This is a genomic window from Halopelagius fulvigenes (genome assembly GCF_042662625.1).
GTDB lineage: Archaea > Halobacteriota > Halobacteria > Halobacteriales > Haloferacaceae > Halopelagius > Halopelagius fulvigenes.
In genome coordinates this window covers 351,259-362,844 of sequence record NZ_JBHSXH010000011.1, presented here as the reverse complement: position 1 = coordinate 362,844, position 11,586 = coordinate 351,259, and the positions used below count along the sequence as shown (strand labels likewise).

Sequence of the window (11,586 nt, the reverse complement as noted above, 5' to 3'; positions counted from 1 at the left end):
ACTGATCGCGGACTACTACTTCGAGGACGCCGACCTCTCGGATGAAGAAGAGGAGTTCATCCGGACGAGCCGGCAGCTCCAGGAAGAGGACTTCGAACTGGTTGAGCGACAGTGGCAGGGTCTCAAAACCGGTGCGCTCTCCCAGGCGCAACTCGGCCCCAACGAGCACACCGTCCACCGATTCCACCAACTCGCTCAAGAAGCCTACAACTCCTAACTGAAACGGAGGATCTAATTTTCTATCGGACGGACGTCGGGCGAAGTGTCGCAGAGACAGTTCGGGGAGGATGACGACAGGGTAGTGTCTCGTAGTTCGGCGCGAAAAGGAGTCTCATACCGCCTCTATCGCAAGAGGAAGATCGGTTTGCCGCACCGTTCGTGCAGAGTCGGCTGTCGGATGTCTCTCTAGAGTATTTCGCCTACCGGATATCTGGCCGTCACTGAGGTGGAAAAGGGTACGACGAGAGAGTGTATCTGGATACCTCCGCGCCGTTTCGAGCATCGTTCCGGTCAGTCGTCCGGACTACGCGTTCTCGTGCGAAAGGACGGAGATCTTCTATCGGCATCATCCGATAAGCTCACTGAGCAACCGCTAGCACGCCGTCTCGTCGCAACGACGCATTCGGCCTGTGGTCAACCCACCCTATCATTGGGCTCTGCAGTTCAACTGTCGGTGACGGTAGTGACAGGCATGAATTTGAACGTAAAGGTGACGGATGGAGACACACCGAAGACTCCGTCAACCCCATCGTTACGATGTCCGTGGACGCCTTGTCGTCCACCGGTCGAATCGATTTTTGGGGTCAGTCGTCTACGAATCTCCGAGGTGGAATAATCCCTCTCAAGTGTACTGATATCGGTTAGTCACGGCATGTCGTCTGCGGAGTGCGCCCCGACACATACGATCACATCGTTTACATTTTAGGTTTCTAACGGCGCGTAATACCCCGAATATAAGTGCGCCCTACACACAGGAGACGGTGGAGCTATCGAACTAATGTCCATGAACGCTGTCGTCTACAAGGGCGAACGAGAGGTAGCGGTAGAAGAGGTAGAAGAGCCGGAGATAGAGCACCCGAACGACGTCGTAATCGACATCACGACGACGTGCATCTGCGGGTCCGACCTCCACATGTACGAAGGGCGAACAGCCGCAGAGCCCGGACTCGTGTTCGGACACGAGAATCAGGGAATCGTGACAGAGGTCGGTGACGCAGTGAGTTCGCTCGAAGTGGGAGACCGCGTCGTTGCACCGTTCAACGTCGCGTGCGGATTCTGCGATAACTGTGAGGACGGTTACACAGGCTTCTGTACCAACGTCAACACCGGGTTCGCCGGCGGCGCGTACGGGTACGTCGCGATGGGACCGTATCAGGGAGGGCAGGCCGAGAAGCTCCGAATTCCGTACGCCGATTTCAACGCCCTCAAGCTTCCCGACGGCAATGAACACGAAGACTCGTTCGCACTACTCGCAGACATCTTCCCGACGGGGTGGCACGGCACAGAACTCGCCAACCTCGAATCGGGCGATTCCGTGGCCATCTACGGCGGTGGGCCGGTTGGGTTGATGGCCGCCTACAGTGCTAAACTCAAAGGTGCCGCTGAGATCTTTGTCGTCGACCGCGTCCAAAGCCGTCTCGAACTGGCCGAGGAACACTGCGACGCGACGCCCATCAACTTCGAGGAGGAGGACCCGGTCGAGCAGATCAAGAACATCCACGGCGGCGGCGTTGACAAGGGTATCGACGCCGTCGGCTACCAGGCTATCGACCCCGCGAAGGAAGGCGATGGAGCGTACGATCCTGCCCGTGAGAACCCGGCCGTCGTCATCAATAATCTCATTCGGACGGTCCGTCCCACCGGTGAGCTCGGTATCCCCGGGCTTTACGTTCCGGACGACCCCGGTGCGCCGGATGAGATGGCCGCACAGGGTCGCCTCGGCATCGACTTCGGCCTCCTCTTCGAGAAGGGACAGGCTCTCGGGACGGGTCAATGTAACGTCAAGGAGTACAACAGTGAACTTCGGGACATGATCATCCAAGGACGCGCCGATCCTAGTTGGGTCGTCTCCCACCGCGTCGGCCTCGACGAAGCGCCGGAGATGTACGAGAAGTTCGACAACCGTGAGGAGGGCGTTACGAAGGTCCTGTTGGAGCCGTAAGTTCCGCCACCTCCGGTGTTCGGCGGTATCGACGGTGCGATGCTACACGTGGCGCTGCAACTCTGACTCTCCGAGCACCGATGCAGAGGGGACGTCGGAGCGACGTGATGTCCCCCCGACGGTTGTCTCTGGCGAACCAGAGTCAGCCGATAGGTCCGCAAGTATTAGACGACCCGATAAAACAGAATAGGGAGAGAAATGACCCTGAACGGGAGTCAGGAGGACTCGCGCGGGAAGGGATCGTCAGCGTCCTGGTTTATCTGTTCGTTCGACGCTACTAGGCAGGTATCGAGATCCTCAACGAGCGTATTTCTGTCCAGACCACTTCCGATGAACACCAGCCGTGTGGCTGGATCGTCGTCTCCCCACTCGCCGATGGGACCGGCCTGGACGGAGGGACCGGCCTGACTCACGCCGACGACCGTCTCTGGGCGACTCGCCACCCACGCGAACCCTTTCGCCCGGATGATTTCGCCGTCCCAGTCGTCAAGCCACCCGTCGAATCGCTCGGGGTGGAAGGGCTGTTCTCGACGATAGGCGAAGGACTCGACGCCATGCGCCTCCGCCGCCGAGACGGCGGTGGCACCATGGTCGTGATTCGTATCTTCTGATTTGCTGGCCAGTGTCCTCTTCCAGCCTTGCTGTCGCTGCGCCTCCTCAAAGTCGAACAGGCCGGTGTCGAGAACTGTGTCCGAATCCACCTCGCTGTACGTCGTTCTGTGGAGTGTAGCACGGGGTTGAAGTTCGCGGATTACGGCCTCGATAGACTCTAACGCAGCCTCGGGCACCATGTCACACTTGTTCAGTAGCAGTACCTCACAGAACTCGATTTGATCAATCAACACCTCGGTCAAAGGACGCTCTGGATCAGGGGCGGCATCAGGAAGCGATTCCTCGGGGTTGAACGCCTTCCAAAACCCGTAAGCGTCTATGACTGAAACCGTCGTATCGAGGCGGAACTGATCCGGCAGACTGCCTTCTTCTGTACCCTCCGTAAGCGCCTGAGCGATGGGAATTGGTTCGCTAATTCCCGACGCCTCGACGACAAGGTAATCGAACGAACGTTCCTCGGCCAATCGGGTTGCTTGTGTTACGAGATCGTCCTGAAGTCGACAGCAGATACAGCCATTCGAGAGATCGATGACGCCCTTCTCCGTTTGGTCGGCGATCAGTTCCGCGTCGACGTTGATGTCGCCCATGTCGTTGACAATGACTGCGATCCGCCTATCGCCGGGATCTTTTAGCAGGTGGTTGACCAGCGTAGTCTTACCCGCGCCCAGCGGTCCGCTGATGACGGTGATGGGAACTTCGCTTGTAGACATGTCCACCGTACGTACCCAGTCATGATGTTTAATGACTTCTCCGACGAGACCGTCAGGTCCCCGAGATTGTTATCGTACGGATGAACTAGCGCTTAAAGCGTAGCTCTGGGAGTCTCAATCCCACGCGTACGCTCGATCAACAGAGGAACTCCTTAGGTCGGTTGCGAACTTGAAACGTAGTCTTACGTATATTTTGCGGAAGCATTCGACAATCCGGGCCGGACGACGCTGAATATCGACCGAGTTTTACACATAATAGAAACAGACGAACGGAAAACGAATGAACGTATGTAGTTGATCGCTGCCGTGCTCCTGTTTGATGGCGGCGTAAACCCTTCTTGTAGAGGAGAATCCCCTCAACGGCGACATCGAGTGTATTGAACTCAACAGCGCTGACCTCTGGAGGAAAAACCCTCCACTTGGCGGATCATCTATCTCTTGGGGAACGCGCAGAGGGAATCGTTTGCCGTCGTCGCGGCGAGTGAAGTGGTTTAGCGGGGTGGGGAAGTCAGTCGTCCGCAGTAGCCGTCTCGTCTATATCGGCGGTCTGCTCGTCGATACCGTCGATCGGTCGATCGGGGATCATCTGGTTAAGTTCCTCGGGAGCGCCGAGTTGAGCGTCGGTCTCGTTGGGGTTCTCAAGCTCCGTCCGGCCGAACTGCACAGAGAGTTCGTCATCGAGATGGAGCTGTATTGCCTCGAGGAGGGCCTCAGCCTCGAGTGGTTGTCCGAGCCTCTCTAGATCCGCCTCCGTGGCGTCCGGTGGGACATTAAACGCGCGCTGAGCAATGATCGGCCCTTGGTCCAGATCCGTAGTCACGTAGTGGGCGGTGACACCAGCGATACGGGCTCCTTCCTCGAGAGCCTGTCTGTACGCGGCGGCTCCGGGGAACGCGGGGAGCAGACTCGGATGAACGTTGATTATCTGGCTCTCGTAGCGGAAGACGACCTCGGGCGAAAGAATGCGGATATAGCGAGCCAGTGCAATCAGATCGATGTCGTACTCCGCGAGTAGGTCGAGTAGTTCTTCTTCGTCGGGACTTCCATTCTCGTCACCGATTACGTGGAAAGGAACACCGTACTCCGCCGAGAGGGACGAAAGGTCGTCGTGGTTACCGACAACCACCTCGATATCCGCGTCGAGGTCGCCGTTGTCCCAAGCCTCGAGCAGAGCTTCGAGGCAGTGGCTCTCCTTCGTAACGAGTACGGCGATGGACTGGTTCTCGCAGTCGGACGGGAACTGTACCTGCGTATCGACCCCGAACCGATCGCCTAGATCTTCGAGGTCTCGTTGAAACTGTAGTTGGGTCGGATCCATCTCCGACGTGTCGACCTGCATCGTCATCCGGAATGTACCGTCTCGGACGGCCTGATCGATATCGACGATGTTGACGTCTCGCTCGAACAGGAAAGAGGTCACCTCGGCGATGAGACCCGTGTCGTCTTCTCCGATGACTGTTATCTCAGTCCACTCACGGGTCATACCTGTTCCCTCCTGCAACTCCTACCGTACGTTCTCCTCGTCTTCCGACGGTTCGATCTGGTGGCATCCACGCACTCACGGAGCGGCGAATCGTAGTCCACCGAAGTGGACACTTGGATCTCGGTGACAGGCATTCAATTACTTGATGTGGTAGGGAGGAGCATAGTCGTGAATGAGTAATATAGAACCTCATTAATACTGAATCGCATTTTTCGGGTAATTAACCATCTTCCTCCTGAAAACGGCCGAATACGTTGTGTTTGATGAGCCGCATCACCTAACGAAACTGACCATCTGAAAAGTCATGTAGCACGGCGCACGCGTAGTAGCGTTGCGGGGAAGTTCAGCCGCTTTAGGCGTGTTGTGCCGAACTAGTTACGCCTGATTACGCACGTATTCGACGACGGTCGCCGGTTCTTCGTCCAGCCCACCACCCTGAGCGAAGGTTGAACCGCCGCCGCCCCCACCGCCGAACTCTGCTGTAACATCGTCGACTATCCCGCTGGCATCCGGGTCACCCGTTGTCGCGACGACCAAGAACGAACTACCGTCGACACCAGCAAGTACGATAACGTCCCCAGCATCGCCAGCGAGTTCCCGGACCCGTTCGGAAATGTCGTTCGGACCCACGCCCTCAACTTCACCGATTAGCCAGTGGTCACCATCCTTCGACACTGTTTCATCCTCTAAGGTCGACAGGCGTTCCTCTAACAAACGTTCGTGTAGCTGATTAATCTCCTCCTCAAGGGAGGTGTTCTCCTGCACGAGACCGGTAGCGCGTTTCGGAAGCTCTTCGACGCTCGTACTCATCGCACTCGCCGCGTGCTCAACGCTTTTTCTCTCGCTAATCTGCGCTTGGATAGCTGCGGGACCGACAGCGTACTCAACGCGGATGAGATTGGATCCCGGGTTCGAGACGTCTAGCACCGCCATCGGTCCGATTTCACCGGTGTTCTTCACGTGCGTGCCACCACACGCCGCGATATCCCACCCATCGACCTCAACCACACGAACCGTATCAGACGGTTCGTCTCCGTCGGTCAAATTGAACACTATGTCGTCGCGTTTATGGGCTCGTTCGCTCTTCACGGCTTCCCACGTAACCTCGCGAGAGTCCCAGATGACTTCGCGGACCATCCGTTCAAACGTGAGAGCACTCACGTCGTCCGGATCATAATCGGTCTCGAAATCAAGGCGAATTTTCTCCGGTCGGATGTCGAATCCGCCGTACCCAGGATCGTCGAACAGTCTCCGTCCTGCACCATACACCAGATGGCTCGCGGTGTGCGCTCGCATGCAGTACGTCCGATACTCTTCATCGATCTGACCTGTGATAGTTTCGCCCGCCTCAAAGTGAGGATCTGTCGCAAGGGTATGGACAGTCTCACCGTCTCGTTTCTGTACGTCGATGACATCCAGACCGTCTACGGTGCCGCTATCGGCAGGTTGCCCTCCCCCTTCCGGGTAGAAATACGTCCGGTCTAGGCGGACTGCACATCCGTCAACGGAACGAACGGTCGCCTCAAACTCCGTCACGTACGGCTCCTGTGCCGATAGATTGCTAGTTGACTCGGCGGCCATCGTCGGGAGCCTCATTCCCCTCCTACATAAACAGTAGGATAGGAATAGATGCTGAGACATATTCAGTCATCTTGGATCTACATAAATTCGGCTACAGTCGTTGTATCGAGGAAGCGAGAAGCGGCTTTGAGTCGGCGGAACTATACCGGTAAGCTGTCCCAACCACAACACGCAGGAAAATTTATATTTGGTTGATCCAAGTAGACTCAACTGCACGTCGAGTGAGAGGTTATCTCACGGCGTATATTTTGGGATACTCCCATCCGAACTGGCGGTGTGGCAATACATTAATACCAGTACCAAATCCCTATTTGGTATGGAATACCACGAGGCAGTCGACTATCTGGAGAGTTTAAACCGTTCCCGGCCAAAGCTGGGAACGGAGACGACCGCTAGAATGTTGTCTACCCTCGGTGATCCACATGAGGATGTCAATTGCGTCCAGATAGCAGGGTCAAACGGGAAAGGAAGCACGGCGGTGATGCTCGAGCAGATATTGCGGGAGGCCGGTCTCGATGTCGGACTGTACACGTCACCGGATCTAAACGATTTCCGCGAGCGCATTCGGCTTAACGGACGGAAAGTACCGAAAGACTATGTCAGGTCGTTCGCCGAGAAAATTAAACCGTGCGTATCTCGCCTACGTAGTGAAGGTGACTGCCCCACGTACTTCGAGGTGCTTACCGTACTTGCACTCCACTATTTCGGAGACGAAGGCGTCGACATGGCGGTCCTGGAGGTCGGTATCGGAGGTCGGCACGACGCGACAAGCGTGGTAGACCCGGTGGCGAGTGCAGTCACGAACGTGAGCCTAGAACATACTGATATCCTCGGCGAGACGGTTCGAGAAATCGCCCGAGACAAAGCACAGGTCGCACCAGACGGAAAACGGCTCGTGACGAGTGCGGATGGCGAAGCGCTCGAAGCGATCCAAGCGGAAACGGAGGTCGTCACGGTGGGGGAGACAGAGGCCGATATCGTTGCCCGAGAGGGAAAGATGACCTCGCGAGTTGAAACGTCCGTATCCATAGTTGGCCCGAACTGGGACGTCGCGGCGAACCTTTCGTTGCTCGGTCAACACCAAGCGACGAACGCCGGAATCGCCGCGACTCTCGCCCGGCAGGTATCAGACGTTGATACCCCAGTGATCGAACGCGGTCTCCGCAGTACCCACTGGCCAGGTAGGTTCGAGGTGATGTCGACTGATCCGCTTGTAATCCTCGATGGTGCCCACAATCCAGCCGCGTGTAGGACAGTCGCAGATCTCATCGGCCGGTACGAATTTGACGAACTGCACCTCGTCTTCGGGGCTATGAAAGAAAAGGATCATGCGAGGATGGCAGAAGCGCTCCCCAAAGCGGACGTAGTTCGTCTCTGTCAGCCAGACGTGAGTCGAGCCGCCTCCTTCGACACGCTCTCGGACGCGTTCGCATCGTGTACAGCCGAGGTCGTACAGAACGGAACGGTTCAGATGGCAGTCGAGGAGGCACTCGACGCGGCGGGCGACGACGATTGTGTGCTAATCACGGGCTCGTTGTACGTCGTCGCCGAAGCCCGCAACCGATGGACGCGGCTCCAGATTCCGAAACGAGTGCATACACTCGACACTGCACACTCTATTCTTACAGAGGCGTCCATCCGAGAGGAGTTCGCCGAAGACATCACCACACACACGTTCAAGACCAGACTATACGATAGGCAGGCAGAGTATCTACAACAACTGATGCAACGTATCGGCGGGATGTGTGTCATCTCGGATGTTGATTCCTCTGGCAGACAAGTCACTGTCATCCTGTCCGGAACCACCGCTCAGTACGAGCGGCTGGCCGACACAGTGCGTGGCAGTGATCTGGGGATTTCGCACACATCGGACCAATTTAACGAGGTTATTCGCAATGGCGAAGCGGCCGACCGGCGTCCGTGGAACGCCGACACGGCAGTTATGGGAATTCTGAACGTGACGCCAGACAGTTTCTACGACGGTGGCCGGTACAGCAAGGTGAAGGATGCCGTACGGCGCGCCCGTGAGATGATTTCGTCGGGCGCGGACATCGTCGACGTTGGTGGCGAAAGTACTCGACCGGGCGCCGATTCGATCACAGTCGAGGAGGAGGTTGAGCGTGTCGTCCCAGTCATTGAGCGCATTTCTGACGTTGACGTGCCAATCTCCGTCGATACGAGACGGGCCGCTGTCGCAGACGCTGCCTTAGATGCAGGCGCAGACATAATCAACGATGTCTCTGGGCTGGCGGACCCGGACATGCGGTTCGTCGCCGCCGCTCACGACGCGCCGATCGTCGTCATGCACAGCGTAGACACTCCCGTCGATCCGGACCGTACAGTAGCGTACGACGACGTCGTGGAAGACGTCATCCGAGAACTTAACGAACGAGTGTTACTCGCCGAACAGGCGGGACTTAGTCGTGATCAAATCATCGTGGACCCTGGACTCGGTTTCGGGAAATCCGCCGCAGAGTGTTTCGAGCTGGTTGACAGGCTGGGGGAGCTGCACGCTCTCGGGTGCCCAATCATGGTCGGCCACTCTCGTAAGTCCATGTTCGAGCGCGTTGACTGTAGCTCTACCGGGCGATTACCTCCCACGGTAGCAACCACGACGATGGCAGCCGAGCGAGGAGCGGACATCGTTCGCGTCCACGATGTCGCAGAGAACGCCGCTGCAGTCCGGACATGTCGCGAGATAAGTGGCATGGACAGGTGAAATGCGATATATAGGTTCAAAGGCGGCAGACCGCCGAACGAAATCAGCGAAGACGACACTCGAACCGAGATGCGGTGTGCTCGCACCCCTTGAAAGAAGCCTCGTAGAGATGGCTAATCAGAAGTGGTGCGAGATCGGCTCCTCAACGGCACATAGGACACGGTGGAGGAAGTGTGTTGATAAGCGTCGCGACCATCCCCCCGCCGGCCAGCAGTTTGTCCTCCATGCTTTTCGTGGATCGGACGGCGCAGATGTACTACAACGTCATCTCTGGGTTCCTTGGATTCTGCGTCCGCGACGGCGTCCTCTCACGGAACCCGGCGACGACGGACCGCGCCCGTGAGCCCTTGCCTCGCGACGACCAAGACCGCACTCAGCAGTTCTGGACCCCGGATGTCCGTCGGCAGCTGGTCGAGTACACGAACGAGCGAGCGTGCGAGGCCATCGAGGAAGACGGCCTCGACGCGACGCAGGCAGTCCAAGAGCGGGCGTTCGTCCACGTTCTCGCGTATACGGGCGTCAGAGGTGCAGAGGTCTTCCGAGTAAGCGGCGACGACCGCGAGGGCCGACAAGGACTGACGCGGAGTCGAGCAGACCGAGAGTCGTGGACGTTCCCTTGATTTTGCTGGAGGTCAGCAGAGATATCGTGAACGTGCACAAAGCCGGTACTACCTGAGCTGCTGGAGGGTTGGTACCGATGAAGATCCACGGTTCTGGAGGAAGTTCACTGATTCTGAAGATGGAATCGCCGTTGAGACCACAGTTGGCAAGCTGAAGGAGGGACTTCGACCTGAAGATGATGACAGTATGTTAATGGGGTTAGCACGGTATGTGTCTGAAGATACAGAGTGGATACCGGAGCATGATCCTCCGATTTACTTCTATAAGAGGCCGAAGTTTGGAATGGAAAACGAACTTCGGGTTTTGGTCGGACATGGACCGAAGCCGATGGTGGAAGTCTCCGATGCAGGTATCGTTCCGGATGACTGGGGCGAGGACAAAGATGATGCAATATTCATTGACGTGAATTTAGAGGAGGTCATGGATCGAATCGTTGTAGCACCAGATGTTCCTCGCGATAAGTTTGATGAGGTGAAGAAAATGGTTTCAGATCGGTTCGATGGCTGCATCCCCGTTGTGAGGTCTCGACGGCTCTGGGACCAAGAACCTGGGCCGAGCCATATGCTGTTCGGAAGCGATATTTATCGAATTACCCCGGACACGATAGAGGAAGAATTAGAGAAAGAAGGTGTCCAGACAGATCTATTCATCTGGGATGCAGTCGATGTAGTGCACGTGGTTCCACCTAACATCCCGTTTGACAATACAGCGGTGTTCGGTCATTTCGAGATTCATAGATATCAGGGTGAAACGCCGCCTATATTCTGCTATGGGCAAGATCATCTCGATTATCAAACCTGTGTTCATCGGCACGGTGAAACCGGGTTGATTAGCAAGGATGGGTTCGATCAGAACTGATTGTTTAGAGCGCCAGGGAAATTGAGTGGCTTGCTACCTGTGCCTCTGCGGTTGGTCGTAAACAGTGTTTTGGACACGTTCCGAACCCAGCCGAGAGCGTCACAATCTCAGATAACGGGGGGGTTCGGATGTTTTAGGTCGGAGAAGGGTCAGATGACGGAGTATAGTGGTGTACAGAGATTACTCTCTCAACTCGAATTCAAGGATGTGATGTTCTCCGTAGGCTTGTTGATGTTTATCTTGAGCGTCTAATATTTTGTCCACGCTTTCCTTTGACATCTCTAAATCACAGTGAGAACACGTTACACGATACATTGGCTCCACTCATACTCTCTACTCCATCCACGCCAACTAGTAAGAAAGAATTGGCTACCTGTGCCGGGTTATCTACTATTTACTCGTATCTTGAACAAGATATCCTCTGTACCGAGCAATTCGATCCGCTCGCATTGAGTGCCGAGGCGATGGCCAATATGCGCCCTGTATTCAGCAATCGGTGGAATTTATCACCGTGTGAGGGCTTCAACAAGGTTCTACGGATGAATCGTGATTTCAGGGAAGTACGATTCATAAAAGGAGGCGTTCTGCTGGACGCTTCGACTCACGAACTCACCGGTCCCGATGATTTTGAGACCCGGAGCGTGTTTTCGACAGAACAGACGACGCCATTGTTGACAATGCCGTCAACTCCTCGACGAATAGAAGCAGGTTTGCGATAAGGAAGAGGTGGGATGGTCGATTACGACTGAGAATAACTTCTGGAGGGTAAGCCGCTAAGTAGAGCTGCTTTAGCGAACCTCGAGATACCCGTCTACGAACAGCAAGAACGCGAGTACGAATA

Annotated in this window: 8 protein-coding genes; 5 read left to right on the top strand and 3 right to left on the bottom strand. The window is 56.1% G+C overall.

Annotation, left to right across the window (positions count from 1 at the left end; genetic code table 11):
- A partial coding sequence (locus ACFQEV_RS09460; protein ID WP_379695219.1) for an SRPBCC family protein occupies nt 1-217 on the top strand: 217 nt, incomplete at its 5' end.
- A gap of 786 nt (nt 218-1,003) precedes the next feature.
- A complete protein-coding gene (locus ACFQEV_RS09455) occupies nt 1,004-2,161 on the top strand; it encodes a glutathione-independent formaldehyde dehydrogenase (RefSeq protein ID WP_379695217.1) in 1,158 nt (385 codons plus the stop codon).
- 215 nt (nt 2,162-2,376) lie between these two features.
- On the opposite strand, the gene ACFQEV_RS09450 is transcribed toward ACFQEV_RS09455, so the two are convergent.
- The 3 genes from ACFQEV_RS09450 to ACFQEV_RS09440 all read right to left on the bottom strand — a co-directional run bounded on the left by ACFQEV_RS09450 (nt 2,377) and on the right by ACFQEV_RS09440 (nt 6,547).
- Nucleotides 2,377-3,483: a CobW family GTP-binding protein gene (locus ACFQEV_RS09450; RefSeq protein WP_379695215.1), complete on the bottom strand. Its 1,107-nt coding sequence runs from the start codon at nt 3,481-3,483 to the stop codon at nt 2,377-2,379.
- A 508-nt stretch (nt 3,484-3,991) separates the two neighbouring features.
- On the bottom strand, nt 3,992-4,966 hold the full coding sequence (locus ACFQEV_RS09445) for a formyltetrahydrofolate deformylase (protein ID WP_379695214.1): 975 nt from the start codon (nt 4,964-4,966) through the stop codon (nt 3,992-3,994).
- A gap of 375 nt (nt 4,967-5,341) precedes the next feature.
- Nucleotides 5,342-6,547 (bottom strand): alanyl-tRNA editing protein, encoded by a 1,206-nt coding sequence (locus tag ACFQEV_RS09440; protein WP_379695212.1) that lies wholly within the window; start codon nt 6,545-6,547, stop codon nt 5,342-5,344.
- Nucleotides 6,548-6,863: 316 nt separating this feature from the next.
- On the opposite strand from ACFQEV_RS09440, the gene folP reads away from it, so the two are divergent.
- From folP to ACFQEV_RS09425, 3 genes are all read left to right on the top strand, one after another.
- Nucleotides 6,864-9,266, top strand: a complete 2,403-nt coding sequence (gene folP, locus ACFQEV_RS09435) for a dihydropteroate synthase (RefSeq protein ID WP_379695210.1) — start codon at nt 6,864-6,866, stop codon at nt 9,264-9,266.
- A 173-nt stretch (nt 9,267-9,439) separates the two neighbouring features.
- Nucleotides 9,440-9,886, top strand: coding sequence for a hypothetical protein (locus ACFQEV_RS09430; protein WP_379695208.1), 447 nt, complete (start codon nt 9,440-9,442; stop codon nt 9,884-9,886).
- 211 nt (nt 9,887-10,097) lie between these two features.
- Complete coding sequence (locus tag ACFQEV_RS09425) at nt 10,098-10,745, top strand: hypothetical protein (RefSeq protein ID WP_379695206.1); 648 nt, start codon at nt 10,098-10,100, stop codon at nt 10,743-10,745.
- The last annotated feature ends 841 nt before the right edge of the window (nt 10,746-11,586 follow it).

Coding starts and splice junctions, on each gene's coding strand:
- ACFQEV_RS09455 (WP_379695217.1), top strand. CDS start 1,004: ATGAACGCTGTCGTCTACAAGGGCGAACGAGAGGTAGCGGTAGAAGAG.
- ACFQEV_RS09450 (WP_379695215.1), bottom strand. CDS start 3,483: ATGTCTACAAGCGAAGTTCCCATCACCGTCATCAGCGGACCGCTGGGC.
- ACFQEV_RS09445 (WP_379695214.1), bottom strand. CDS start 4,966: ATGACCCGTGAGTGGACTGAGATAACAGTCATCGGAGAAGACGACACG.
- ACFQEV_RS09440 (WP_379695212.1), bottom strand. CDS start 6,547: ATGGCCGCCGAGTCAACTAGCAATCTATCGGCACAGGAGCCGTACGTG.
- folP (WP_379695210.1), top strand. CDS start 6,864: ATGGAATACCACGAGGCAGTCGACTATCTGGAGAGTTTAAACCGTTCC.